Source organism: Bradyrhizobium sp. AS23.2 (genome assembly GCF_001908185.1).
In the GTDB taxonomy this organism is placed as follows: Bacteria; Pseudomonadota; Alphaproteobacteria; order Rhizobiales; family Xanthobacteraceae; genus Bradyrhizobium.
Map to the genome: position 1 here is coordinate 1 of NZ_LGHM01000131.1, position 25,582 is coordinate 25,582.

The window sequence follows — 25,582 nt, forward strand, 5'->3', positions numbered from 1 at the left end:
CCCCCCACCGCCGCCGCGCGCGAGAACGGGCGACGCGACTGCCAGCGTCGCAGCAAGTGCCGCCGCGACGAGGCCAGTGAGAAGCCTGTTGTTCATCAGAAAATCCTCCTTGCCGTGCGGTGGTCACCCCACCGCACTCAGAGGATCAGAAGAGGAGAACGCGTCGTCCCCATCAACTTACAAATGCGCCAGATTCTGACGCGGAAGTTAGGGATGCACGCCCTCTCACCCCCTCTTCCCGCTCTCGCGGGGAGAGGTTCGGAGAAATGCTTGCCTCAGGCCGGCTTACCGCGTCCGCTCTTCTCGGCAGCCCGCCGCATCGCTTCGGCGAGTGCACCGCCGCCGGAGGATTCCTGCTTGCGCGGCGCCGACGAGGTCATGCGGGAGGCATTGCGCGAGTTGTTGTCCCGCTGCATGCCGGGCGCGTCCTTCTTGGCGCCGACCTCGTCGTCGAGGCGCAGGGTCAGCGAGATGCGCTTGCGCGCGACCTCGAAGTCCAGCACCTTCACCTTGACGATGTCACCGGGCTTCACCACGTCGCGCGGATCCTTGATGAAGGTCTTCGACATCGCCGAGATGTGCACGAGTCCGTCCTGGTGCACGCCGATGTCGACGAAGGCGCCGAAGGCAGCGACGTTGGTCACGGTGCCCTCGAGGATCATGCCCTTCTGGAGATCCTTGATCTCCTCGACGCCCTCCTTGAACACCGCGGCCTTGAACGCCGGGCGCGGGTCGCGGCCGGGCTTTTCCAATTCGCGCAGGATGTCGGTCACGGTCGGCAGACCGAAGGTCTCGTCGACGAAATCCTTCGGCTTCAGCGTGCGCACGATGTCGCTGCTGCCGATCAGCGCCTTGATGTCGCTCTTGGTGGCTGCGAGGATCCGGCGCACCACCGGATAGGCTTCCGGATGCACGCCGGAGGCATCGAGCGGATCCTCGCCACCGAGGATGCGCAGGAAGCCCGCGCACTGCTCGAACGCCTTCGGCCCAAGCCGCGGCACCTCCTTGAGCGCCTTGCGCGACTTGAACGGACCGTTGGCGTCACGGTGTGCCACGATGCTCTGCGCAAGGCCGGAGCCCACGCCCGACACGCGGGCAAGAAGCGGTGCGGAGGCGGTGTTGACGTCGACGCCGACCGCGTTCACGCAGTCTTCGACCACGGCATCGAGCGACTTGGCGAGCTTGGCCTGGCCAAGGTCGTGCTGATACTGGCCGACGCCGATCGCCTTGGGCTCGATCTTGACGAGCTCGGCAAGCGGATCCTGAAGCCGCCGCGCGATCGAGACCGCGCCGCGCAGGGTGACGTCGAGGCCCGGCAACTCCTCCGAGGCGAAGGCCGAGGCCGAATAGACCGAGGCGCCCGCTTCGGACACGACGATCTTGGTCATCTTCAATTCGGCCAGGCCCTTCACGAGATCGGCCGCGAGCTTGTCGGTTTCGCGCGAAGCGGTGCCGTTGCCGATCGCGATCAGCTCGACGCGATGCTTGAGCGCAAGTTTGCCAAGGATCGCGAGCGATTCGTTCCACTGCCGCTGCGGCTCGTGCGGATAGATCACAGCGGTATCGACGACCTTGCCGGTCGCATCGGTGACGGCGACCTTGACGCCGGTGCGGTAGCCAGGGTCGAGCCCCATGGTGGCGCGGGTGCCGGCGGGCGCGGCCAGCAAAAGATCGCGCAGGTTGGAGGCGAACACGCGCACGGCCTCGGTCTCGGCCGCGTTCCACAGCCGCATTCGCAAGTCGATGTTGAGATGCACCTGGATCTTGGTGCGCCAAGCCCAGCGCACCGTGTCGATCAGCCAGCGGTCGCCGGCGCGCTTGAGGTCGGCGATGCCGAACCGCTTCATGATTTTCAGTTCATAGGCGCCCGGGACGCCTGCCGGCGGCGCTTCGGCCTCGGCCTGGATCTGGAGATCGAGAATCTCTTCCTTCTCGCCGCGGAACATCGCGAGGATGCGGTGCGAGGGCAGCTTGGTCAGCGGCTCGGAGAATTCGAAATAGTCGGCGAACTTCTCGCCCTCGGTCTTCTTGCCGTCGCGCACCTTGGAAGCCATGCGCGCATTGGTCCACATCTCCTCGCGCAAGCTCCCGATCAGGTCGGCGTCTTCATCGAAGCGCTCGACCAGGATGGCGCGGGCGCCGTCGAGTGCGGCAGCGCCGTCCGCAACGCCCTTCTCGGCGTTGATGAAGGCTTCGGCCACGACCTTCGGATCGTTGCCCGGCTCTGCCATCAGTTGATCGGCGAGCGGCTCGAGGCCGGCCTCCTTGGCGATTTCGGCCTTGGTGCGGCGCTTCGGCTTGAACGGCAGATAGATGTCTTCGAGGCGTGCCTTGCTGTCAGCGGCCATGATCGTGGCCTCCAGCGCGGCATCGAGCTTGCCCTGCTCACGGACCGATTCGAGGATGGCCTTGCGGCGGTCTTCGAGCTCACGCAGGTAAACCAGGCGCTCCTCCAGGGTGCGCAATTGCGCGTCGTCGAGCGCACCGGTCGCTTCCTTGCGGTAGCGGGCGATGAAGGGAACCGTGGCGCCGCCGTCGAGCAGCGTTACCGCCGCCTCGACCTGCTCCGCCCGAACCCCAAGCTCCTGCGCAATCTTCTGGTTGATATTTGCCACGCGAGATTCCCTCTATCCAAGCACGCAACGCGGGGCGAACCACCGGCTGCGGGACGCCGCTTATGGACCAACCAGGGTTGATTCATCAAGGTGCGGTGCGGTACCGTCGACAGAGGATTTTTTGTTGAATCGATGCGATCTCGCCACAATCCTGCGGGTGTGGCGAGCTGTCTTCTTCCTGGCGCCAGACCAAAATACCCGACCCGCCATCATGAGGTGCGAATTCCGCAGCGCTGCGGGGGTGAGCCCACCGCTTGCGCCTTGACATGCAGCCCGGTTCCACGGCTGGTTGACTCGCCGGACCACCGAACTCCATGTGAGGACCAGTAATGCGGACAGCATCGGTCGGCGTCGTCAGGATCGCCACCAAGGGCCCCGGCGACGTCTCCGGACTCATGGCCATGGTCGGCTCCGGCGCGATCGATCCGAAATCAATCCTTGCCATTCTTGGCAAGACCGAGGGCAATGGCGGCGTCAATGACTTTACCCGGGAGTATGCCGTCGTCGCGCTGTGCACGGCGCTGGCGTCTCACCTCAACCTGCCGCCGCACGAGGTCGAGCAGCGCATCGCCTTCGTGATGTCGGGCGGCACAGAGGGCGTGCTCAGCCCGCACATCACGATATTCACGCGTCAGGAAGTCGAGGCGCGGCCGGCAGGCATTTCCGGCAAACGCCTGAGCATCGGCATGGCGCACACGAGGGATTTCCTGCCCGAGGAGCTCGGCCGCTCCGCACAGATCACCGAGACCGCCAAGGCCGTGAAAGCCGCGATGGAGGATGCCGGGATCACCGATCCCGCCGACGTCCATTTCGTGCAGATCAAATGCCCGCTGCTCACCAGCGATCGCGTCGAGGCAGCAGCCGCGCGCGGCAACGAGACTGCGACGATCAGTGCTTATGGCTCGATGGCCTATTCGCGCGGTGCTTCTGCGCTCGGGGTCGCGGTCGCGCTCGGCGAAATCGCCTCCGACATCCGCGACGAAGACGTGTTGCGACGCTACGATCTGTTCTCGAAGGTCGCCTCGACTTCATCCGGCATCGAGCTCATGCACAATGTCGTCATCGTGCTCGGCAACTCGGCGTCATCGGCGAGCGAATTCGAGATCGGGCATGCTGTCATGGGCGATGCCATCGACTCCGCGGCGATCATGTCGGCATTGAAGAGCGTTGGACTTGGCACCGCGCCACAGGCTGCAGCGGGTCGCGAGCTCGTCAACATCTTCGCCAAGGCCGAGGCCTCGCCGAACGGCAACGTGCGCGGCTTCCGTCACACCATGCTGGAAGATACCGACATCAGTTCGACACGCCATGCCCGCGCAGCCGTCGGCGGCTTGATCGCCGGGCTCGCCGGCACCGGCGCGGTCTACGTCTCCGGTGGCGCCGAGCATCAGGGGCCGGCTGGCGGCGGCCCGGTTGCGGTCATCGCGCGGCTGTCTTAATGACGCCGCGACCTCTCCGCCCGGCGCAACCCTGCCCTTCGCGCCGGCTCAGTTGATTCACGCGGGCCCTTGCGAAAAAGGTGACGCCGCATCTAGGGGATTAGGACGTCATGACTTTGCCGATGAGCTGGAATGAATGGGCGCAGCACGATGGCGTCGCCCTGGCGACGCGCGTCCGCAAGGGCGAGCTGACGGCGAAGGAATTGGCGCGCCAGGCGGCCGCGGGCGTGGCCAAGGTCAATCCGGCGCTGTCGGGCGTGGTCGAGCTGTTCGAGGACGTGATCGCCGATCCGGCGAAGGACGGCGCCAATCTCTCCGGTCCGTTCGCCGGCCTGCCGTTCCTGATGAAGGATCTTGGCCCGACCATGAAGGGCCGGCTGCAGGAAATGGGCTCGCTCTTGATGCGCGGCAACCGCGCGGCGGCCGACACGTTCCTGACCGGAAAATTCCGCCAGGCCGGATTGAACCTGATCGGGCGCACCACGACGCCGGAATTCGGCGTGTGCAGCTCGGCCGACAATCCGGCCGTCTATGTGACGCGCAATCCCTGGAATACCGATTACACCACCTGCGGATCGTCGGCGGGAAGCGCCGCCATGGTGGCGGCCGGCGTGGTGCCGATCGCGCACGCAACCGACGGCGGCGGCTCAATCCGCATTCCCGCCGGCGTCAACGGAAATATCGGATTGAAGGTCTCGCGCGGCGTGTTCTCGCTCGCCCCGCACATGTCCGACCTCTCCGGCCTCGTCTCGATCCAGGGCTGCCAGTCGCGCTCGGTGCGCGACACCGCGGCCTTTGTCGATCATGCCCGCGGGCCCGCGCCCGGCGAGTTCATGCCGTTCTGGACCACGGCGCAGCCCTACGGCGAGATGATCAAGCGCGATCCGGCAAAACTTCGCATCGCGCTGTCGCACACCTGGGGCGACTACACCGCAACGCCACACATCGCCGCCGAGTTGGAGAAGACCGGCCGCCTCCTCGAAGGCCTCGGCCATCACGTCGACTACGCGCTGCCGGAGCTCGATTTCCGCGCCGCCTTCGAGGCGCAGACCACCTGCTACATCAGCAATTTTGCCGTGGTGATCTCCAACATGCTGGCCGCGCGCGGACTGGAGCGGCCGCCGGAGGATCTGGTCGAGCCCGTCAACATCCGGATCTGGGAAGCCGGGCGCCACACGAGTTTCGCCGAGCGGGCGAAGATGCAGGCGGTGTTCAACACCACATCGCGCGGCTTCGGCAGCTTCTTCGAGCAGTGGGATGTGATTCTGACGCCGGTCACGGCGCTGCCGACACCGAAGGTCGGCACCAGGGAATATCTTACCATCTCCGACAATCCGGACGTGCTGGACTGGTTCGGCAATCTCTGGCGCAATTTCGCCTTCACGCCGCTGGCCAACCTTTGCGGCATGCCGGCGATCTCGATGCCGATGGCGACCCATGAGCACGGCCTGCCGCTCGGCGTTCAGGCCATTGCCAAGCAGGCCAATGATGGCCTGTTGCTGCAACTCGCCGCCCAGATCGAGCGCGCACTGGATGGCAAGTGGAACAATGGCAAGAAGCCGAAAGTGCACGTGGGCTGAGGCCGGCGTCAGCTTCTTTGCGGTCCATCCCTGACAGACGTCCGCCGATGGCGGCGCGTCACGAACCGTGAGGCCGGGTCGGCCTCAATTCTTCACGGCCGGGATCGCCTCCGTCGGCTGCTGCTGCTGGCCCTGCCGGTACATCGCGAGCGCCTTGTCGAGTGCTTCGCGCAGCGCCAGCGCCGCGGCCACACTGCAACGCAGATGCGCGGTCTGGATCACGTCGACCCTGACGGCGGCGCCGACGGGCATCAAGAGGTTCGCGGCAAGCTCGATCTGGATCGCGCCGTTGTGATGACCGAAGCAGGATGCGCCATCGAAATAGATGATCGGCGCCCGCTCGGCGCTGGAGTTCGAAATGGTGACGGGCCCCTGGTTGGTGGCGGGCGTTTCGGGGTCGGCCATGGGCACTCCTTAGGGCTGGTCAACGGACGAAGCGCCCACCATCGGTGCTTCGGCCCGCCCTGTCGAGGCCGAACCGGCCCCAGCAGACCTGCCCTGCGAGGCGTATTCAGGGTTTTGCGCCGCGCCCGACACTGGTTTAGAACGTTGTCATGTCCACCTCACCGACCACGCTCCCGTTCGAGGAACTCGCCGAGGCGATCAAGGGCCGCCGCTCCGACTACGGCCATATCAGCGGGCTCCAGCTCGACCGCTTCGCACCTGGCGAGGCCTGGTCCCGCCTGCCCTACCGTCCCGTCTTCGTCGGCGACACCGAGACCGGCGTTCTCCATGGCGGCGTCGTCACCGCGATGCTGGATGAGAGCTGCGGCATAGCGGTGCAACTTGCTCTCGAAGGCACGGGCGCGATCGCAACCCTCGATCTGCGCATCGACTACCAGAAGCCGGCGACGCCGGGCCTCGACATCAAGGCGCATTCGGTCTGCTACCGCACCACCCGCTCGATCGCCTTCGTGCGCTCCACCGCCTATCAGGAGTCCGAGGACGATCCGGTCGCGACCGCGACCGCCTGCTTCATGATCGGCGCCAACCGCACCAACATGCTCGCGGACCGCAGGAAGGATGCGCGCAGCATCCCGACGCTGGAGGCGCCGGAGGATCCGGACGGCCCGTTCGCCAACAGCCCCTTCGCGCGCTGCCTCGGCATCCGTGTGAATCATGACGGTACGCTGACGATGCCGTTTTCACCACAGATCATCGGCAATCCGATCCTGCCCGCGATCCATGGCGGCATAACCGGCGCCTTCCTCGAGACCACCGCGATGGTCGGCGTGGGGCGCGAGCTCGGCATCGCCACGGTGCCCAAACCGATCGGACTCACTGTCAACTATTTGCGCTCCGGCCGCGCCCTCGACACCTTTGCCAACGTGTCGATCGTGAAGCAGGGCCGGCGCATCGTCGCCTTCGAAGCGCGGGCCTGGCAGGACGATGCGGCCAAGCCGATCGCCAGCGCTTTCGGCCATTTCATGCTGCGGCCGACGCCCGGAAGTGACGAGGAATAGGCGTATTTTCCCTTGACGGCCGGGGCCCGGGCCACAACGATAGCGCATTCCCAGCGAGAGGTATTGGGTTGCGGCATCCGCTCGACATCATCGCCATGTTCGCCGCGCTCTGGCTGCTGGCCGCGATGGTGCTCGACGCGCTGACGCCGAAGGAGCTGACGGCGGTGATGATCGGCATTGCGATCGGGCCCGCCATCGTCATCACCGCCGTGTTCTACTACCTGCGCTGCCCGCGCACGGATTTCGCGGTGATGTTCGCCGCGCTGTGGCTGATCTCGGACATCGCCATGGCGTTCATCTCGCCGAAGGAGCTACCGCATTTCCTGATCGTGCTCGGCTTCGTTCCGGCCGTGCTGATCGGCATCGTGCTGCACTGGCAGCGCTTCCAGCGCCGCCACGAGCGGCTGGCACTACCATCCGCGAAGCGAGGCTAGCGCGGCAGCAGGTTTGTCTTCGCGAGGTCGAGCACCTCGTCGCCACGACCGTTCATCACCGCGCGCAGGACCCAGAGGCTGAAGCCTTTGATCTGCTCCGGCGTGATCGTCGGCGGCATCGACAGCTCCTGCTTGGCGGTGACGACGTCGAGCAGCGCCGGTCCGTTGTGCGCCAGCATCTCCTTCATGGCACCGGGGAGCTCGCCGGGGTCCTCTATGCGTTTGGCGAAGATGCCCATCGCACGCGCCATCGCTGCGAAGTCCGGGTTCTCCAGATCGACATTGGTGTCGACGAATCCTGCCGCCTTCATCTCCAGCGCGACGAAGCCGAGCACGCCGTTGTTGAAGACGACCACTTTCACCGGCAGCTTCATCTGCGTCAGCGTGATCAAGTCGCCCATCAGCATGGTGAAGCCGCCATCGCCCGACAGCGAGATGACCTGACGGCCGGGCCGCGCGGCCTGCACGCCGATCGCCTGTGGCATGGCATTGGCCATCGATCCGTGCACGAACGAGCCGATCAACCGGCGGCGGCCATTCATCTCGAGATAGCGCGCGGCCCATACCGTCGGCGTGCCGACATCGGCGGTGAACACGGCATCGTCAGATGCATGGTCGCTGATGACTTTTGCGAGATATTGAGGATGGATCGGCTTGCTGCCTGGCGTGCCCCTGGCGAGCGAGTCGAGGCCTTCGCGCGCCTTCTTGTAGTGCGCGATCGCAGCGTCGAGATGCTTCCGTTGTGTCTTGGTCTTCAGCAGCGGCAGCAGCGCCTCGATGGTCAGCTTGACGTCGCCGACGAGACCGAGATCGATCTTGCAGCGCCTGCCGAGATTTTCGGGGCGGATGTCGATCTGCGCGACCTGGCAGTCGGTCGGGAAGAACTGCTTGTAGGGAAAATCGGTGCCGAGCATCACGAGGGCGTCGCAGGCATGCATGGCCGCATAGCCCGAGGAAAAGCCGATGAAGCCGGTCATGCCGACGTCGTAGGGATTGTCGTATTCGACATGCTCCTTGCCGCCGAGCGCATGCACGATCGGGCTCTTCAGCGCTTCGGCCAGCTGCATCAGCGGCGCATGCGCGCCGGCACAGCCACGGCCGCAGAACAGGGTGATGCGCTCGGCGCCATTCAGGAGATCCGCGAGCGCCTTCAGCTCGTCGGTATCAGGCACGACCTTCGGCGCCGACAGTGCAAGGCCGCGCGTCGTCGACAGCGCGCGCTTGGGCGGCGCTCGGAAAGCAACGTCGCCGGGCATGGCGACGACGGCGACGCCGCGCAGGCCCACGGCCGCGCGAATGGCGTTCTCCAGCACGAAGGGAAGCTGGCTCGCATCCGAGATCAGCTCGCAATAGTGGCTGCACTCCCTGAACAGGTTTTCCGGATGGGTTTCCTGGAAATAGCCGCCGCCGATCTCGGCCGATGGGATCTGCGCCGCGATCGCCAGCAAGGGGACGCGGCTGCGATGCGCATCGAACAGGCCGTTGATCAGATGCAGATTACCGGGGCCGCAGGAGCCCGCGCACACCGCAAGGCTCCCCGTCATTTCGGCTTCGCCGGCGGCCGCGAACGCCGCGACCTCCTCGTGCCGGACATGGATCCATTCAATGGTACCGCGGCGGCGCAGCGCCTCGGTGAGACCATTCAGGCTGTCGCCGACGATGCCGTAGATGCGCTTGACGCCGGCCTGTTCGAGCGTTGCCACGAACAGATCGGCCACGTTGTTGATCGCCATGTCGGTCTCCTGATCCCGCTGGTGCAGCAAGATAGGATAAAGCGCGGCTGTGACGGCATCACGGCTTGTTTATTGCCGGCTCAGTCTTTCGCAATCGCCCGATCGTAGGCCGCAATCGTCGCTTTCGCGCGAGCGGCCACATCTGCGGCCGACATGCCGGGCTTGTAGAGGCTCGAGCCGAGACCGAACGCCGTCACGCCGCCCTTGATGTACTCGGCAAAGTTCTGGTCGGACACGCCACCGACGGCGGCGATCATCACGCCAGCGGGGAGCACGGCGCGGATCGCGGCAATGCCGGATGCGCCGAGCACGCTCGCCGGAAAGAATTTCAAGCTCGATGCGCCGGAGCGTGCGGCGAGCAGCGCCTCGGTCGGCGAGAACACGCCGGGCATCGTCACCATGCCGTGCTGATGTGCGCGCGCCAGCACCTCGGTGTCGACATTCGGCGAGACCATCAGCTTGCCGCCGACATCGTTGAGACGATCAACATCTGCGGCAGTCAGCACCGTGCCGGCGCCGATCAGCACGCTGGCCGGCGCCTGCTTCACCGCGGTGGCGATCGAACGGAACGGATCGGGCGAATTCAAGGGGATCTCGATTGCGGTCATGCCGGCGTCGATCAGCACCCCGACGATGGCCTCGGCCTCCTCCGGCTTCACGCCACGCAGGATCGCGACCAACGGCCGCTTCATCGGCGGAAAGGGAACGCTCATCTCAACAATCCTCTCACTTCGTCCAGATCGCCGCAGCCGCCATCGACAGGCCGCGGCGAACCGCTTCATCAGCATCGATCGGGTTCACGGTCACCGACAGCGCCTCGAAGGCGAGCCGATACAGCACCGCAAGCCGACCCGAGGCGATCAGCGTGATGCCAGCTTGCGGCACAGTGCCGGAAAGGCCCGCCGCCAGCTCGACGCCGATCAACGTGCCCGACAGCGTCTCGCGCGCCGCGGCCGGCGTGCCGCCGAACAGGAGCTGCCGCGATCGCGCGCCGAAGAGGAGATTGGCCGCGAAGGCCGGTGCTTCGTACGCCGCGTTCACCGCCGCCTTAAAGCTCGCAACGTCCTCGGCATCATCAGCACCGGCAACCGCGAGCGACAGGATCGTCTCACGCGAGACCACGCTGAAGAGCTCGCCGGTCATGAACGTCGAAAAATGTTCGACCGTACCGTTCTTCACGCGCACCCATTTCGAATGCGTGCCGGGCATGCAGACCAGCGCCTCGCCGGCGGCATCGAGGCCGAGCGCGCCGAGCAGCTGGGTCTCCTCGCCGCGCATCACGTCCGGCGCCCTGGCGTCGCGCTGTGCGATGCCGGGCAGGATGCGGATGTCGCGTGCCTCCCGCGGCACCCGCGCGGCCTGCTTCAGGACGGCCGAGAGCGGCGCCGGCGTGTCGACATAGCCGGCCTCGACCCAGCCGGTGCGAGCGCCGGCCATGCCACAGACAAGAACGGGCAGATCATCCGGCGCCTCGACCGCGGTGAGATGCGATTGCAGCACGGCGGCGAAGCCGGCCTTGGCCGCGGCCAGCATGCCCTCGCCGCTGCGGCGTTCGGCCAGCACCTGGCCGGCACGGTCGATCAGCCACAGCCGGAAGCTGCTGGTGCCCCAGTCCACCGCGACATAGGCGGGTTCGGTCATTTCGAATCGTGTCCTCGTCTCAGCGCCAAGACGCCGTCTCGCGACAATGAGACGAGGTCCTGCAAATCCGCCCCGGGATATCGGCTATTGCCGCCCCAAACCAGCCCTTTCTCGCGGGTCAGAGGCACCAGCCGCGCTGGCACACCGCTTGCTGAAGCTGTCCTGTTCACGTCCAGGAACCGCGCAACAAGACGCGTCAACATCAGATGAGGAAACCCATGGAGATCGGCTATTTCACGATGCCTTCGCATCCGCCGGAGTGCGGCTTGAAGGAAGGACACGACTGGGACCTGCAGGTCCTGCGCTGGCTCGACGAGCTCGGCTATCAGGAAGCATGGATCGGCGAGCACCACACCGCGCCCTGGGAACCCAATCCCACGCCAGACCTCCTGATCGCACAGGCGCTGATGCAGACCAAGAAGCTGCGCATCGGCCCGGGCGGCTTCCTGCTGCCCTACCACCACCCGGCCGAGCTCGCCAACCGCGTCGCGATGCTGGATCATCTTTCTGAAGGCCGGCTCAATTTCGGCGTTGCCGCCTCAGGCCTGCCGAGCGACTGGGCGATGTTCAACGTCGACGGCATGAGCGGGCAGAACCGCGACATGACCCGCGAGGCGCTGGAGATCATCCTGAAGCTGTGGACCGAACCGGCGCCCTTCACCCACAAGGGCAAGTTCTGGACGGTCACCAAGCCGGACACGATGTTCGACTTCCTCAAGCCCCACATCAAGCCGCTGCAGGCGCCACATCCGCCGATCGGCGTTGCAGGGCTGTCGAAGAACTCGGACACGCTGAAGCTCGCCGGCGAGCGCGGCTTCATCCCGATGAGCCTCAACCTGAACCCGGCCTATGTCTCCAGCCATTGGGACTCGGTCGTAACAGGCGCCGCCAAGACCGGACGCAAGCCGGACCGCCAGGACTGGCGGCTGGTGCGCGAGGTGTTCGTCGCCGATACTGATGAAGAGGCCTGGAAGCTTTCGACCGGCGACATGATGGGCCGGATGATGAGCGAGTATTTCCTGCCGCTGCTCGGCCATTTCGGCTTCAAGGACTATTTGAAGCACGCGCCAGACGTGCCCGATAGCGACGTCACCGTCGAATATTGCGCCAAGCGGAACTGGATCGTCGGCTCGCCCGCGACCGTCGCCGAGAAGATCGAGAAGATCTACGACGAGGTCGGCGGCTTCGGCGTGCTCTGCGTGTTCGGCTTCGACTACAAGCACAAGCCGGAAGCCTGGCACCACTCGCTCTCGCTGCTCAAGAACGAGGTGATGCCTCGCCTGAAGCATCTCGGCTCCGCGAAGAAGGCAGCTTGACCCGATGCATGATTCGGAAAAGTGCGCAGCGGTTTTCCGAATAAATCATGCTTGACTCATAGAGCCGGGTGCGGCGCAATCGTGTCGCACCCGCACTCATTTCGGAGATTTCCGCGTGACGGTCGACGCAAAGGAGTTCAAGCAGGCGATGCGCCAATGCGCCGGCGCCGTCGCACTGGTGACGGTTGGCGCCGAGCACGGCAAACGCACCGGGCTGACGGTGACGTCGGCCTGCTCGCTCTCGGACAATCCGCCGTCGCTCATCGTCTGCGTCAACCGCAATGCCAGCGCCCATGCGCGCATCCGCGAGGAAGGCGCCTTCGCGATCAACTTCCTGCACGAGGATCACGCCCTGCTCGCACTCACCTTCAGCGGCCAGAAGGGCGTCAACGGCGACGACCGCTTCGCCTTCGGCCAATGGACGCGCGGCGAGACCGGCGCTCCTGTGCTGACGGACGCCGTCGCGGCATTCGACTGCGTCCTGGCGCAGGAGTTCGAGACCAGGACGCACTCGATCTTCGTCGGCGAGGTACGAGGCGCGTCGCACCTGGCTGCGGCCACGCCGCTGGTCTATCTGCGCAGCAATTTCCATACGCCGCAGGAGATGCGCGAAGCGGTCGCGCTCGGCGACCTCGATGCGCGGCATCTGAGCTGGACGGATTTTTCGTAGGTCCCACATCGCCGGTGCGCTCCCTCGCCCCGCCTGCGGGGAGAGGCGAAAGCCACGGCTCGCTCCTCGATTGATCTTGAACAAACGGCGCTACTGCGCCGTCTCGATCTTCAGCTGCTTGATCTTCCGATACAGCGTGGCGCGGCTAAGCTTCAGCGCGCGTGCCGCGTCGGTGACGCGGCCGCCATGCTTGCGCAGGGCCTCGACGATCGTGGCGCGCTCCGCCGCTTCGAGATCGGGCTCCGTCCTTCCGCCGAACGGCGGCAGATCAAGGTCGGCGTCGGTGATGACGCCGTCCTCCGCCGTGCAGCCGGCGAGCCGCAGCACGTGGCGGAGCTGGCGCATGTTGCCGGGATAGGGATAGGCCGACAGCAGCGCCCAGGCCTCGTCCGAGAGCCTGCAATTCGGCGCTTCCTCGCTCGCGATCTGACGGATGACATCGTCCCGGTCGGCGCGTTCACGCAAAGCCGGCAGCCGCACCTCCATGCCGCGCAGACGGAAATAGAGATCGGCACGGAAGGCGCCCTGCTCCGCCATGCGGCCGAGGTCACGATGCGTGGCGCTGATCAGGCGAATGTCGACCGGTACCGGCTTGAGCGCGCCGAGCGGCCAGACCTCGCGATTTTCAAGCACGCGCAGCAGGCGCGTTTGCAGCGCGATCGGCATGTCGCCGATCTCGTCGAGGAACAGCGTGCCGCCATCGGCCTGCACGATCAGGCCCTTCGAACCGTCGCGCCGCGCGCCGGTGAAGGCGCCGGCCTCGTAGCCGAACAGCTCGGCATCGATCAGGCTCTCCGGCATCGCCGCGCAGTTCAGCGCGACATAATTGTTGCGCGCGCGGTTGCTGCCAGCGTGAATGGCGCGCGCGAATACGTCCTTTCCGACACCGGTCTCGCCATGCAGCAGCACCGGCAGATTGTGATCGCCGATGCTTCTCAGCCGCTTTACGCTTCTGATCAGGCCGGGATCGCGGCCGGCGAGCCGATGCAGCGCGTCGAAGCGATCGGCCGGCGCATCGCGGCGCGGCGCAGGGGGCCGCATGGAGGACCCGGCGCGCAGCGGCGGCGCGATTTGGCCCCGGCCCAATGGACTGCCGTCGGCGCGGCGCAGCTCGACGATCTCGTCCGTGTTGCGCGCGGCGTGGTGGTCGAACTTGATATAGCGCGACAAATCGATGCCGGATGCGATCATGCCGTCGGTCAGGCCCAGCAGCGCACGCGCCGAGCGGCAGGCGCCGACGATGCGGCGATCGTCGTCATAGGCGAGCAGGCCGCTGCCGCCGTCACCCGGCACGGTCGCGATCCAGGCGCTGCGGAAATGGCCGCGGAAGATCGCGCCTTCCATTCGCCGCGTCGCCTCCATCGTCACGGCCAGCGCAAGCTGATGCGCGGCGCGTTCGAGGTCCTCGCGGCAGGAGGTGATGTTGACGGCGCCGGCGAGACGGCCGGCGTGGTCGAACAGCGGGGCCACGGCGCAGGAGAACATGTGCCACTGCGCGCGAAAATGTTCGTCGCGATGCACCAGGATCGGCTTCTGCTCGGCAAGCGCGGTGCCGAGCCCGTTGGTGCCCTCAAAGGCTTCCGCAAAATTCGAGCCGGTATAGATCTTCCAGTCCATGAACATTCTTGCGTCGGCCTCGCCCGGCAGGCGGCTGAACAGCATGGTCGCGTTCGCATCGGCGAGATTGACGCAATAGCCCGCGTCACGCAGCACGCGGGCGAGATCGTCGAGCTCAGGCGTGAGGAGCCTGATCGTTTCCTCCATGGGCGCGGCGATGTGGCGGACTTCGGCCTCGGTGAGCGTCTGCGGCGGCCCCTGACGGGCAGGATCGAGCTTGTGGCTGATCAGGCAGCGCCGCCAGGATGTCGCGATCCGGGACTCCGCATCGACGTCGGCCACATGATTGGCGACGGACAAGACACGGGCGACATGATTCGAGGCCGAAAGGCTGGCCATCGCGGACGTCTCCACCCTGTATTATTGTGCAAAGTCTGGCACCACAGGCGGGGATGTCAATCGGGAACCGGGAACGAGTGCGCGGCGCGCTGTCCCAGCGTCGTCATGGCCGGGCATAGCCGTCCGAAGGACGGCGTCGCTTCCGCTCGCCTATGCCCGGCCATCCACGCCTTTGCCGCGCGCGCGAAAGAACGTGGATGCCCGGGACCCGGCTCCGCCAAGGCTTCGCCGGGCCACCGGTGTTGGGCCGGCGAAGCTTCGGCGAAGACGGCAAGCCCGGGCATGACGGTGTGGATGCACACCGCCTAGATGGTCAGACTGCTGCACCGCCCTCACCACGTATCGATGCAGGGTCGCTTTTTCTCCGTCCGCGCGGGCGGTTTCGGCGCCGAGCGCAGGCCCGCCATGATCCAGCGGCGTGTTTCGGCGGGGTCGATGACGTTGTCGATCTCGAACACCGAGGCAATCGAGACCGCCTTGCCGTTGGCGTAGAGTTCGGCGACCTTGTTGCGATAGTAGGTCTCGCGCTCCTCGGGGTCGGCGATCGCCTCCATCTCCTTGCGGAAGCCGAGGCGGACATAGCCTTCGAGCCCCATGCCGCCGAACTCACCGGTCGGCCAGGCCGCGGTGAAGAAGGAGGCGTGGAAACCGCCGCCGATCATCGACTGCGCACCCAGCCCGTAGCCCTTGCGGAGCACGATGCCGAATAGCGGCACGGTGAGGCTCGCGCCTGTCACGAACATGCGCGAGACGTGGCGCACGATTGCGGTCTTCTCGGCTTCCGGGCCGACCATGAAGCCGGGCGTGTCGCACAGCGAGACGACGGGTAAGTCGAATGCATCGCAGAGCTGGAGGAAGCGAGCGGCCTTGTCGCCGGCGTCGGCATCGATAGCGCCGCCGAGATGGCGCGGGTTGTTGGCAATGAGGCCGAACGGCTTGCCCTCGATGCGGATCAGCGCGGTGATCATGCCGACGCCGTAGTCGCGGCGCAGCTCCAGCACGGAATCCTTGTCCGCGACGAGATCGATCACGCTGCGGATATCGTAGACGCGCAGGCGATTCTCGGGGATCGCACGGCGGAGCAGGCGCTGATCGGCCGCCTGCCACTCCGTCACCGCGCCCTGAAAATAGGACAGGTATTTTTGCGCGACACGCGTCGCCTCCTCCTCGTCCTCGACGAGGATATCGATGACGCCGTTCGGTGCCTGGAACGAGACCGGGCCGACCTCGGCCGGATGATAGACGCCGAGGCCGCCGCCCTCGATCATCGCGGGGCCGCCCATGCCGATCGAGGCGTTCTTGGTGGCGATGATGACGTCGCAGCAACCGAGCATCGCAGCGTTGCCGGCAAAACAATAGCCGGAGACCACGCCAACCACGGGCACGAGGCCAGAGAGTCTTGCGAACTGCACGAAAGACGGGCCGTCGAGCCCGGTCATGCCGAGCCGGTCGGTGTCGCCTGGCCGGCCGCCGCCACCCTCGGCGTAGAACACCAACGGGACACGCCAGTCTTCCGCCAGCGTCAGCATGCGGTCGATCTTCTTGTGGTTCATGTGGCCCTGCGTGCCCGCGAGCACGGTGTAGTCATAGGCCACGACGATGCAGCGCCCGCCCTCCGGGCCGAACTTCTCGGCATTCACCGTGGCGACGCCCATGACGAGACCGTCAGCCGGCGTGTTCTTGATGAGATCGTCGAGCTTGCGTCGGCGGCGCTGCGCTGCGATCGCGAGGCTGCCATATTCCATGAAGGAGCCTTCGTCGACGAGCTGTGCGACGTTTTCGCGGGCGGTGCGCTGGTTGGTATTGCGGCGGCGCTCGACCGAGGTCGGCCGGTTTGCATCGAGCGTGTTGGCCTGGCGCGCGATCAGCTCGGCAAGGTCGGGGCGGATGTGATCGAGGTCGATGTCGGCTTCCGCCGCCGACGCATCGGCCGCGACGTCGAGAGGCTCCAGATACATGATCGGCTCGCCATGCATCAGCGTGACGCCGTCGCTTGCGACGAGCTTCATGACGCGGCCGCCCTGCTCGGCCATGACGAGATGCTCCATCTTCATGGACTCGATCACGGCGAGCTGCTGGCCAGGACGCACGATCTCGCCTTCCTTCACCTGGGTTGTGACGATGGTTCCTTGCAACGGCGCTGCGACCATCACCGCGCCCTCGGGCACGGCTTGCGCGACGTAAGCCTCCGCACCGTGGCCGGTTCGCTCGGTCGCGGCAAAGTAGAGCGGCTTGGCCGCGCCATCGGCCGCCTCGACCAGCTTTGCGATATTGCGATCGATGAAATCGGTCGCGATGCGGTTGGTCCTGAAATCGGGATGCGCGAGCACAGCCTGGAGGAAGGCGATATTGGTGACGACGCCGTCGATTCGAAATTCACGCAAGGCGCGCGAGGCCTTGGCGACGACGTCGTGCCAGGCTTCACCCGGCGTATGCACGATGATCTTTGCGAGCAGCGAGTCGAAGGCGGCGCTGGTCTTGTAGCCGGCATAGCCAAAGCTATCGACGCGGACGCCCGGCCCCGACGGCGGCTCGAACACGGCAAGCACGCCACCGGTCGGATGCGTCGCCCCCAGCTCGTCAAGCGTTTCCATGTTGACGCGGAGCTGCATCGCATAGCCGCGCGGCTTCGGGATCGCCCCCTGCGCAAGGCCGAGGGAACCAAGCGATGCCCCCGCGGCGACCGCGAGTTGGGCGCGGACGAGGTCGAGGCCGAGCACCTCCTCGGTCACGGTATGCTCGACCTGGAGCCGCGGATTGGCCTCGATGAAGGCAAAGCTGTCCTCGGCACTGCCGTCAACCAGGAACTCAAACGTGCCGAGATTGTCGTAAGACGCAGCCGCCGCGAGCTGCTTCGCCGCCTCGATGATTCGACCGCGCAAGGTATCGTTCAGCGAGGGGCTTGGCGCCACCTCGATCAGCTTCTGGTGCCGGCGCTGGATGGTGCATTCGCGCTCCCAGAGATGCGAGATTGCGCCGTGGCGGTCGCCGATGATCTGCACCTCGATGTGGCGGGCTTGCCGGATCAGCCGCTCGGCATAGACGCCATCGAAGCCGAACGCAGCTTTCGCCTCGGACTGGCAGCGCGCATAGGCCTCGGCGAGATCGGATGCCTTGTCGACGACCCGCATACCGCGGCCGCCGCCGCCGGCCATCGCCTTGATCACGATCGCCGCATGGTTGCCGAGCGAAGCGAAGAACGCCGTGATCTCCTCCAGCGACGACGGGCCGCTGGTGCCGGCGATGATCGGCACGCCGCAGCGCTTTGCGAGCTGGCGCGCTGCGACCTTGTCGCCGAACAGTTCGAGTGCAGCCGGCTTCGGCCCGACGAAGGCGATACCAGCGTCCGCGCAGGCCTTTGCGAAGGCGGCGTTCTCGCTGAGGAAACCATAGCCGGGATGCACGGCATCGCAGCCGGCGCTCTGCGCCGTCCTCACCACGGCGTCGATGTCGAGATAGGCCCGCGCGCCCCGGCCGGGGATTTCGACCGCTTCATCGGCAACACGCACGTGCAGCGACAGCGCATCGTCGGCGGGGTGGATCGCCACTGTCGCGATGCCTGCGTCGGCCGCGGCACGCGCGATGCGAATGGCGATCTCACCGCGATTGGCGATCAGAAGCTTCTTGAAGGACATGCAACGGTCTCCATGCCCGCGAAGCGAGGTGCGGGTCGGCAGGTTCGATCATCCTGCTTCTGCACTTTAAGCGCAGCCGTCAAGAGCGGGAAAGCCAGTCGCGACAGCCGTGCCCGCGGGCCGGAATATCAGTTGCCAGCGCGCGCGGTGACCACGCGCATAATCCGCGCCACGGCAGGCGGGATCGGCGCGATGACCAGTACCGTGAATATCGGTTGCAGCTCCCGCCCGAGGACGTGTTCGTCAACGCGCTCGACGCGCCCAAGGAGAACTGGTCCGTCGGCCACGGCCTCGCGCAATTTGCGTGAGGCCGCTGCCGAGACTCTTACGGACACCGATCCCAGAAGCCCTGGGTTCGCGTGAAGTCGGTGTAATACCAGCACAGGCCCGGAGCCGGCGGCTGCCCGGCCCACGCGGCTGCGGTTGCCGCAGCAACAAAGCCAAGCGCCGCTCCCGCAGCAATCGCACCGCCCGGGCGCCAGGAATAGCGCGGCGGCCGAACCCAGGGATGATGCGGCCGAACCGGCGGGCGATGGACTCCCGGCGGACGATGCGCGCCCGGCGGACGGGACGGAGGCCTGTGCGCCCCGGGCGGCCGGTGTGCGGGTGGACGGTGTCCAGCACCCGGGCGATGGCCACCACCACCCCCATGCCGCTGCGCACTGAAATCGGTGACCGGCGCAGCCGGCTCCGCACTCGCAGATGACATCAGGATCGTAGCATCGAGCGGCCACGCCAGCGCAACGGCGAGCAAACCAACTCCGAATGATCGACGCATTTCATTTCACTCCATGATCAAAGCGGATCCAAAACTCCTGCGCGTTTTTGTCTTTAGGAAGACGCGGGCAGCGCGTTGCAGCAATGCTGTACTTCGTCGACCGCGCCGGACATCGATGACGCACATCATCCACGCGCAACGCACGTCTCCATAATTCCATCCAGCTCGGCCTTCGAGAGAACGCCGAGCTCTGCGATGAAGACGATCCGGGCTCGCGGCACGCCTGCGGCCGGCGCTTCGCCCGGCGCGAGTGTCGCGCGGCCAGCGGCGAATTGAAGCACCATCGGCCGTCCGGGCTGCTCGACGGTCTCGAACAGGCCCTTGGCGCGCGCGAGCTTTGGCGCCAAACGATTGATCGCTTGCTGCAAACGCGGCAGCGAGAGCGGCTGGTCCGACGTCCAGCTAAGCGTCTCGAAGCGTTCCTCTGCCGGTCGTTTCGGCCCCGGCTCGCGTGGCGCGGGTGCGCGAGCCACATCCGCGGGAAACAGCAGCGCGGAGGGTATCTCGCCATGCAGCGCGTCAACCACCGCTGCGGGTGAGCGTAGCGCGCGGATCGCCTCGCGCATTCGCGCACCGGCACCCTCGTCCGCCAGATCGATCTTGCTCAGCGCCACCACATCGGCCGCCCGGAGCTGAGAGCGCACCAGCGCGTCGTCGAGGGCCGCCGGCGCTGCCGACGCGTCCATCACGCAAAGCACCGTCTCAAGCGGCGTCTCGCGCAGGATCACCGGGTCCATCAAATTGCGCACGATGTCGGCGGGATCGGCGACGCCGCTGGTCTCGATGACGATGTACTCGGGCTTCGGATCACGCCGCAGCAGAGTGGACAGCGTGCGCAACAGATCGCCTTCGAGCGAGCAGCAGATGCAGCCATTGGCGAGACTCACCACGCCGTCGCTCGCCCCCCGCGATCAGCTCCGCGTCGATGTTGATCGCGCCGAAATCGTTGACGACGGCGGCGATCCGCCGTCCCTCCGCATGCGCCAGCAGATGGTTCACGACAGTCGTCTTGCCCGCCCCCAGGAAGCCCGTCACCAGGAGAATGGGGACCGGCATGTCTCAGCCCTCGACGACGGGGCGGCGCACGGGACAGCCGGGCCGCGCCGCCACATCCAGCACGCCGTCGGTGATCAGCGGCTGGCCGCTGACGACCAGATGCCGCACGCCTTCCGAGGGGCGGTTCATCGCCGTGAAGGTCGCGCGGTCGCTGAGGCTTTCGTAGTCGAACACGACGATATCGGCATCGGCGTCCTTCGCAAGCCTGCCCTTGGCGCGCATCGCGGGCGTGCTCTGCGACAGGATCTCCGCCGGGATCAGCGCGCATTTGCGGATGCCTTCGAGCAACGACACCGTCTTGCGCTCGCGCACCCATTCGCGGATGAAGCGGGTGAAGCAGCCGGCCGAACGCGGATGCGAGGTTGCGTCATCAGGCAGCGGCCAGGCATCGCCGGTGTAGGTGGTGCCGTCCGACAGCGTCCACGGCATTGCGTCGGAGGCGATCGCACCTCCGGGATACAGCACCGACATGTCGAGGAGATCGCGGTGATGCGCATTATTCTCGGTGTCGAGGATGTGCCAGAGCACCAGCGAGGACGGCTCTTCGGCCTGCGCCTTCAGCAGCTCCTCGCGGTCGTGGAAACGATAGCCGTCAGTCACGCGCTGCACGGAATCATAACCGGTGCCGTTGCGCTCGACGAACTGGGGATCGCTAAAGAAGGCGGCCGCCAGCACGGTCGAGCCGGTGCCGTAAGGGTACGCCTCGACCGTGATGGGGAGGCCCTGCGCCTGCGCCTTCTCGATCAGCACGCGGCAGCGCTCGATGTCCGTCTTGCTCGACGAGTTGAAGTGGCAGATGTGCATATGCGCGCCGGTGGCGCCGGCATAGCCGATCAGGCGGATATAGGCCTCCGCCGCGCTTTCAGGATCGATGCGCGACATGAAGGCGACGTGGGTAAAGGTCGGCACGTCCTGCTTCGCCGCGAGCTGGCACACCGCGGTCAGCTCCTGCACGCCGGCGCCCGGCGCATAGGCGTTGAGGATGCCGATGCCGATGCCGCCCTCGTTCAGGCCGCGCGCGAGGCGTTCGAGAATGCCGGCGACCTCCGCATCGCTCGCGACGTTCTCGATCCAGCGGCGATCGCGCATGGCATTGCCGAACGCCTCCAGCGAGCTCTCAGCATTCGAGCCCGTCATCGCGCCGATACGCGCAAACGCCCAGTTGGCGGCGGCACCGTAGTTCAGCACGCGTCCCTTCCTGGCCTGGCGCTCATACCAGGACGCGACCGGCAACACGCCGGCCTCGAGATCGAGCGTCGTCGTCACGCCGTCGAACGCCTGCATGCGATCGGCCGGGATCGACTGGCCATGCGCGTGCAGGTCGATGAAGCCGGGCGCGACCACGAGCCCGGTCGCGTCGATCACCCGCTCGGCACTGCCGAGCGAGGAGCCGACCGCGGCGACCTTGCCATCCACGACCGCCACGTCGCCAACGGCGTCCATGCCGCTCGCCGGATCCACCACCCGGCCGCCAGAGATCACCAAGCCGCTCATATCAAAACTCCCGAAAGCAGAAAGCCATGGCCTCCAAAAACCCGGCAGCAGCTTTGGAGGCGGAGACCGGCCGCATCGCGTACCGTCTCTGCGCGCATAGAGGCAGATTTTGGAGGGAACGACCACCTCCGTCGATGCCGATGCAGCATGCTCGCACGTAAGGTCGGCCAAAACTGAAGGTGTATCGGGGCCACGGCACAACAACACCGCTTCGTCAATTCGCATGACAATCGACATGCGCCCGCGTCCTCGCGGCATGATTTGCCCGAGCTGTGCTTCTCGTCACACCCTCGTCCTAAAGAAAGGGCGCAGGGAAGACCGGGCGCCGGCTGGCACCCATAGAGCCCCCATGCGAGAATATTGCGCACGCAGTGCACAGGGGAGACACAGGGCAGCCGAGACCAGGCCTTCCCTGCGCAGTGGTTTGACGGCCTATGCCGCGCTCTCCCCGGAGACGAGTTCCTTTTGCCTCCGTCACCCCGCGAAATGCACGGCAACGCGCCGGTTGAGGCGCTGACGCCTTCGCAAGGGCTTGACCGTAGCAACGACGGCCAGGACCACACGGTTTCGCCGTACGCGAGCCACCCGGCTTCGCCAAGAGGCTTCGCAGGACATGGCACTGCTCCGCCAATGGCTCCGCTGGTATAAGCGCCGTTCGTCATGCACGGTTCGTCGCATGCTCACGAGGTTCATCTCGCCCTGCACGCTCGATCCCGCATCGGCGCCGCCGCGTCCACCGCAATCCAGCCCGCGTTCGTGACGACGTACGACCGCCCCTGTGGTGGGCTGGGATGGTCGACACATACGACAAAACCGAATTTCGGTAAAGTGGAATATTTTTGAGGTGGGGGATTGACGGCGGATTGGGCTGTTTTGCCCGACGGATGGGCCAACGAGGGTTCAGCCCCATGGTCTCGCCCGGTCGCGGTGGGCGTGAGGATAGGCTACGGGCCGCCTTGCGTCGCCAGCCTGATCGCCGGGTCGGCGCGGCGCTAAAGAAAGTCGTTGATTCCGTCCCGAACAATCCAGTTCCGGATCGATCCGATGGCCGATGCTTGGTAAATTGCCGCACGGTCGCTTGAGGCAGCGATCCGGGATCCCGTTACGCGAGCAGGAACATGGCCAGTAAGCATATGCTCGAAGGGCTGATAAAGTGGTCCGGCCGCGACCATTGGGCCGATCGGTTCGATCAGATATTGGAAGATCACCTTGCGCCCACCTGCGAGGAAACCGGGCTCGATATTGAGGATATCGTTTCGACCATCGGCGAAGACCTGTTCATGCGTACGGTGTGGGCCTGCGCTTTCGAGGACTTCCTGACCCGCGAATTCGACGGCGGCGAAAATGCGATCGACGACTATCTCAAACGGCGCGGCTGGAAGGAATCCGCGACAGTTCGCACCTACATAGCCGCAATGCGAAATTCGACCATGAGTCTCTATGAGATCAGCGAGATTGTCCGCGGCACCTCGTTTCGGGCGCGCGACCTTATCCGCGGCGGCGAGCCGATCCTCATCAGCGAGCGGAGCGCGACCCAAAGTCTCAAGCCATGGGACCGCATTGCCGCCCGCGTCGTTCAGGTCGGATCGCGAATGCAGATCTGTGGCGGCATTCTGGTATTCAACCACGAGACATCGGAAAACTTCATCCAGGGCATTCAGAAGTTCGACTCGCTGAGCAGCGTGGAGAGGCAGAAGCTTGCCGAGGCGAACGCGCTGGACGTCGAGGACGAGGCATTCCCGGATTGTTCTACGACGGAGGGGTTGCGGGCACTCGCTCCCTTGTTCACGACATTTTGGCTCGTCGACGCAATCGACCGAATCGAGACACCGAGGATTCCCGATTTGCGCAACGCCGAACGCGACGAGTTGATGCTATGCGAGGCGCGCTACTCGCTCGCCGCCGGCACGGCGGCCGATGACATCCGGGCCGTTCTCGAAGCACGTCCGGAATTTCGTCCTACGAGCGCGACGACCTGGAGCTGGATTGAAGCGGGAAAGAGCGGAGCCAAGCCAACCGAGGCAGCATCGGAGCTCGGCGAGCAATCGAGAGAAGCGCTGACGTTCGAAACATGGTCCGACGATGGCACGCTCGTGCTCGGCGACGTACGGCTGGACGACAATACCCTGGTGCTCAGCGTTAATTCCGCGCAACGCTCCCACCGCGGATGCAGAATGCTGTCCGACATACTCGGCAGACGCGTTGGTCCGCCCTCGGTCAAGACGGAATCGATTGAGCAAATCATGGCATCGCGCGACTCTGCCATGCCGAACCAGCTCGATATTCCCGAGGATGAGCATCGCGCCATCATCCATGACCACATGGACCGGCACTACCGCGACGTACTCGATCAACCGGTTCCAATGCTTGGAGGGGAAACGCCGCGCGCGGCGGTCAAAACCGATGGCGGACGGATCAGGGTCGTCGAGTGGCTCAAGATGATGGAGAACCGGACGGCGAAGTCTGCTGAGCCAAATAGCGCGATGGCCGATTACAGCTTCGATTGGCTTTGGATAGAACTAGGTCTCGGCGAACTGAGGCGCTGAACGTAACGGCAAGTGGCGATCCCATGGAAAACTCGCACAGGAGAGTGGGACGGAACGACCCCTGCCCTTGCGGCAGTGGCAAGAAGTTCAAGAAGTGCTGTCTCAACTCCGAAAGCCTGAACAACCCATCACTCGGGCCTCAACAGGGTGATCCGGCTCGATCGGCGCTGGAGCCCGCGGAAGGCGTGATCCGGAAGTATGATCCATCCATCGAGCCACACTCGGAGCAGTGGCTTGCGCTGGACGAACAAGAACGGATCGATCTCGTCTTGGAGTATCATCGACGCGCGCGGATCCGGCTCCCGCGCCAACAATTGCATGCTGTTGTTCATGTCGTGGTCGAGAACCAGATTGCTGATGCCGAGCTGCCAGTGCGGCACACGGTGCAGCGACTTGTGTCCGAAGGCCTGGATCGCCACGAAGCGATCCATGCGATCGGCTCGGTGCTTACCGGACACCTCAACGAAATGATGCGCGAGAAGTCCAACCGGGATCCGAATGAGGACTATTTCGCCGAGCTGGAAGCTTTGACCGCGGAAGGATGGCTCCGGTCCGCCTGATGGTTGCGCCGACGCCCGATATCGAACTGGCGGCGCGCTCCTCGCCCCTTCTCGCTCCGGTTCGGCCGCAAGCCGACTCGGTTCGTCGACGACAACCTCCGCAGAGCGGCAACATCACCGCCCACACCGCAAGCGCAGGTCTCAGGATTTCTCATCTCGCAGAGCGATGATGGCATCGATCTCCACCAGTGCCCCCTTGGGAAGGGCGGAAGCCTCGAAGGTGGTACGGGCCGGCGCCACGCCTGGAAAGAACTCCGCATAGGCAGCGTTCACTGCTGCGAAGCAAGAAAGATCCTTTACCAGAACCGTCGTCTTGACCACGCGCGACAGGCTGGCGTCGACCGACTTAGCGATAGCTTCGATGTTGCGCAGCGACTGCCTGCACTGCTCAACTGGGTCGTTTGAAACGAACTCCCCCGTCGCAGGGTCAATTGGAAGCTGGCCGGATACGAACACCAAGCCGTTTGCAACAATCGCCTGCGAATAGGGGCCGATGGCGGCGGGAGCATCGTTCGTAGAGACGGATTTCATGGACAACTCTTTTTTTTTTTTGAAGATCGATATCAGCCGGCGGCACAGAGCCGAGTGGCTCAGTTGCGCCATCAAGCTGGTGGCAGGAACTCGCCATGGTCAAGGAAACGGTCGAGCATGCGACGATAAGGATCA

17 protein-coding genes and 2 pseudogenes are annotated in these 25,582 nt (G+C 65.4%); 9 read left to right on the plus strand and 10 right to left on the minus strand.

From position 1 onward, the window contains the following. Positions 1-275 precede the first annotated feature (275 nt). On the minus strand, positions 276-2,615 hold the full coding sequence (locus AC630_RS26920; RefSeq protein ID WP_074121496.1) for a Tex family protein: 2,340 nt from the start codon (positions 2,613-2,615) through the stop codon (positions 276-278). 329 nt (positions 2,616-2,944) lie between these two features. Here AC630_RS26920 and atzD point away from each other — a divergent pair, with 329 nt between their 5' ends. Together atzD and AC630_RS26930 are read left to right on the plus strand one after the other, a co-directional pair. Beyond that, complete coding sequence (atzD, locus tag AC630_RS26925; RefSeq protein WP_074121497.1) at positions 2,945-4,054, plus strand: cyanuric acid amidohydrolase; 1,110 nt, start codon at positions 2,945-2,947, stop codon at positions 4,052-4,054. A gap of 110 nt (positions 4,055-4,164) precedes the next feature. After that, positions 4,165-5,634, plus strand: a complete 1,470-nt coding sequence (locus AC630_RS26930) for an amidase (protein ID WP_074121498.1) — start codon at positions 4,165-4,167, stop codon at positions 5,632-5,634. A gap of 84 nt (positions 5,635-5,718) precedes the next feature. On the opposite strand, the gene AC630_RS45660 is transcribed toward AC630_RS26930, so the two are convergent. Further along, positions 5,719-6,039 (minus strand): hypothetical protein, encoded by a 321-nt coding sequence (locus tag AC630_RS45660; RefSeq protein ID WP_074121499.1) that lies wholly within the window; start codon positions 6,037-6,039, stop codon positions 5,719-5,721. Positions 6,040-6,188: 149 nt separating this feature from the next. On the opposite strand from AC630_RS45660, the gene AC630_RS26940 reads away from it, so the two are divergent. Both AC630_RS26940 and AC630_RS26945 read left to right on the plus strand, forming a co-directional pair. Continuing rightward, on the plus strand, positions 6,189-7,097 hold the full coding sequence (locus tag AC630_RS26940; protein WP_074121500.1) for a PaaI family thioesterase: 909 nt from the start codon (positions 6,189-6,191) through the stop codon (positions 7,095-7,097). A 68-nt stretch (positions 7,098-7,165) separates the two neighbouring features. Further along, a complete protein-coding gene (locus AC630_RS26945; protein WP_074121501.1) occupies positions 7,166-7,531 on the plus strand; it encodes a hypothetical protein in 366 nt (121 codons plus the stop codon). On the opposite strand, the gene poxB is transcribed toward AC630_RS26945, so the two are convergent. The 3 genes from poxB to AC630_RS26960 form a co-directional block, all read right to left on the minus strand. Continuing rightward, the gene (gene poxB / locus AC630_RS26950) at positions 7,528-9,264 is read right to left on the minus strand and encodes a ubiquinone-dependent pyruvate dehydrogenase (protein WP_074121509.1); all 1,737 of its coding nucleotides are present in this window, start codon (positions 9,262-9,264) and stop codon (positions 7,528-7,530) included. The genes AC630_RS26945 and poxB overlap by 4 nt on opposite strands. 80 nt (positions 9,265-9,344) lie before the next feature. Further along, positions 9,345-9,977, minus strand: a complete 633-nt coding sequence (locus tag AC630_RS26955) for a 2-dehydro-3-deoxy-6-phosphogalactonate aldolase (RefSeq protein WP_074121502.1) — start codon at positions 9,975-9,977, stop codon at positions 9,345-9,347. Between the two features lie 13 nt (positions 9,978-9,990). Continuing rightward, positions 9,991-10,905, minus strand: a complete 915-nt coding sequence (locus AC630_RS26960; protein WP_074121503.1) for a 2-dehydro-3-deoxygalactonokinase — start codon at positions 10,903-10,905, stop codon at positions 9,991-9,993. 218 nt (positions 10,906-11,123) lie between these two features. Between AC630_RS26960 and AC630_RS26965 the strand changes: the two genes are divergently transcribed. Next, a complete protein-coding gene (locus tag AC630_RS26965) occupies positions 11,124-12,221 on the plus strand; it encodes an LLM class flavin-dependent oxidoreductase (RefSeq protein ID WP_074121504.1) in 1,098 nt (365 codons plus the stop codon). Between the two features lie 115 nt (positions 12,222-12,336). Continuing rightward, complete coding sequence (locus tag AC630_RS26970) at positions 12,337-12,891, plus strand: flavin reductase family protein (RefSeq protein ID WP_143198344.1); 555 nt, start codon at positions 12,337-12,339, stop codon at positions 12,889-12,891. A gap of 90 nt (positions 12,892-12,981) precedes the next feature. On the opposite strand, the gene AC630_RS26975 is transcribed toward AC630_RS26970, so the two are convergent. Together AC630_RS26975 and AC630_RS26980 are read right to left on the minus strand one after the other, a co-directional pair. Then, on the minus strand, positions 12,982-14,847 hold the full coding sequence (locus AC630_RS26975) for a sigma-54-dependent Fis family transcriptional regulator (protein WP_074121505.1): 1,866 nt from the start codon (positions 14,845-14,847) through the stop codon (positions 12,982-12,984). Between the two features lie 332 nt (positions 14,848-15,179). After that, positions 15,180-18,482: an acetyl-CoA carboxylase family protein gene (locus AC630_RS26980; RefSeq protein ID WP_074121506.1), complete on the minus strand. Its 3,303-nt coding sequence runs from the start codon at positions 18,480-18,482 to the stop codon at positions 15,180-15,182. Positions 18,483-18,709: 227 nt separating this feature from the next. Here AC630_RS26980 and AC630_RS26985 point away from each other — a divergent pair. Continuing rightward, a pseudogene (locus tag AC630_RS26985) lies at positions 18,710-18,790 on the plus strand (tautomerase family protein); the annotation flags it as partial. A gap of 595 nt (positions 18,791-19,385) precedes the next feature. Here AC630_RS26985 and AC630_RS26995 read toward each other — a convergent pair. Together AC630_RS26995 and AC630_RS27000 are read right to left on the minus strand one after the other, a co-directional pair. After that, positions 19,386-20,316, minus strand: a pseudogene (locus tag AC630_RS26995) (CobW family GTP-binding protein). Between the two features lie 3 nt (positions 20,317-20,319). Continuing rightward, the gene (locus AC630_RS27000; protein ID WP_074121507.1) at positions 20,320-21,810 is read right to left on the minus strand and encodes an amidohydrolase family protein; all 1,491 of its coding nucleotides are present in this window, start codon (positions 21,808-21,810) and stop codon (positions 20,320-20,322) included. 1,118 nt (positions 21,811-22,928) lie between these two features. Here AC630_RS27000 and AC630_RS27005 point away from each other — a divergent pair. Together AC630_RS27005 and AC630_RS47860 are read left to right on the plus strand one after the other, a co-directional pair. Continuing rightward, positions 22,929-24,356 carry a DUF7986 domain-containing protein gene (locus AC630_RS27005; protein WP_074121508.1) on the plus strand — a complete coding sequence of 476 codons (1,428 nt, stop codon included), beginning with the start codon at positions 22,929-22,931 and terminating at the stop codon, positions 24,354-24,356. 23 nt (positions 24,357-24,379) lie between these two features. After that, complete coding sequence (locus tag AC630_RS47860) at positions 24,380-24,916, plus strand: YecA family protein (protein ID WP_283808455.1); 537 nt, start codon at positions 24,380-24,382, stop codon at positions 24,914-24,916. 141 nt (positions 24,917-25,057) lie between these two features. On the opposite strand, the gene AC630_RS27020 is transcribed toward AC630_RS47860, so the two are convergent. Beyond that, positions 25,058-25,447 carry a Rid family detoxifying hydrolase gene (locus tag AC630_RS27020; RefSeq protein WP_074121513.1) on the minus strand — a complete coding sequence of 130 codons (390 nt, stop codon included), beginning with the start codon at positions 25,445-25,447 and terminating at the stop codon, positions 25,058-25,060. Positions 25,448-25,582: the final 135 nt, after the last annotated feature.

Bases quoted from the DNA above. Each gene is read 5' to 3' on its own strand.
- atzD (WP_074121497.1), top strand. From the start codon at position 2,945: ATGCGGACAGCATCGGTCGGCGTCGTCAGGATCGCCACCAAGGGCCCC.
- AC630_RS26930 (WP_074121498.1), top strand. From the start codon at position 4,165: ATGACTTTGCCGATGAGCTGGAATGAATGGGCGCAGCACGATGGCGTC.
- AC630_RS45660 (WP_074121499.1), bottom strand. From the start codon at position 6,039: ATGGCCGACCCCGAAACGCCCGCCACCAACCAGGGGCCCGTCACCATT.
- AC630_RS26940 (WP_074121500.1), top strand. From the start codon at position 6,189: ATGTCCACCTCACCGACCACGCTCCCGTTCGAGGAACTCGCCGAGGCG.
- poxB (WP_074121509.1), bottom strand. From the start codon at position 9,264: ATGGCGATCAACAACGTGGCCGATCTGTTCGTGGCAACGCTCGAACAG.
- AC630_RS26955 (WP_074121502.1), bottom strand. From the start codon at position 9,977: ATGAGCGTTCCCTTTCCGCCGATGAAGCGGCCGTTGGTCGCGATCCTG.
- AC630_RS26960 (WP_074121503.1), bottom strand. From the start codon at position 10,905: ATGACCGAACCCGCCTATGTCGCGGTGGACTGGGGCACCAGCAGCTTC.
- AC630_RS26965 (WP_074121504.1), top strand. From the start codon at position 11,124: ATGGAGATCGGCTATTTCACGATGCCTTCGCATCCGCCGGAGTGCGGC.
- AC630_RS26975 (WP_074121505.1), bottom strand. From the start codon at position 14,847: ATGGCCAGCCTTTCGGCCTCGAATCATGTCGCCCGTGTCTTGTCCGTC.
- AC630_RS26980 (WP_074121506.1), bottom strand. From the start codon at position 18,482: ATGTCCTTCAAGAAGCTTCTGATCGCCAATCGCGGTGAGATCGCCATT.
- AC630_RS27000 (WP_074121507.1), bottom strand. From the start codon at position 21,810: ATGAGCGGCTTGGTGATCTCTGGCGGCCGGGTGGTGGATCCGGCGAGC.
- AC630_RS27005 (WP_074121508.1), top strand. From the start codon at position 22,929: ATGGCCAGTAAGCATATGCTCGAAGGGCTGATAAAGTGGTCCGGCCGC.
- AC630_RS47860 (WP_283808455.1), top strand. From the start codon at position 24,380: ATGGAAAACTCGCACAGGAGAGTGGGACGGAACGACCCCTGCCCTTGC.
- AC630_RS27020 (WP_074121513.1), bottom strand. From the start codon at position 25,447: ATGAAATCCGTCTCTACGAACGATGCTCCCGCCGCCATCGGCCCCTAT.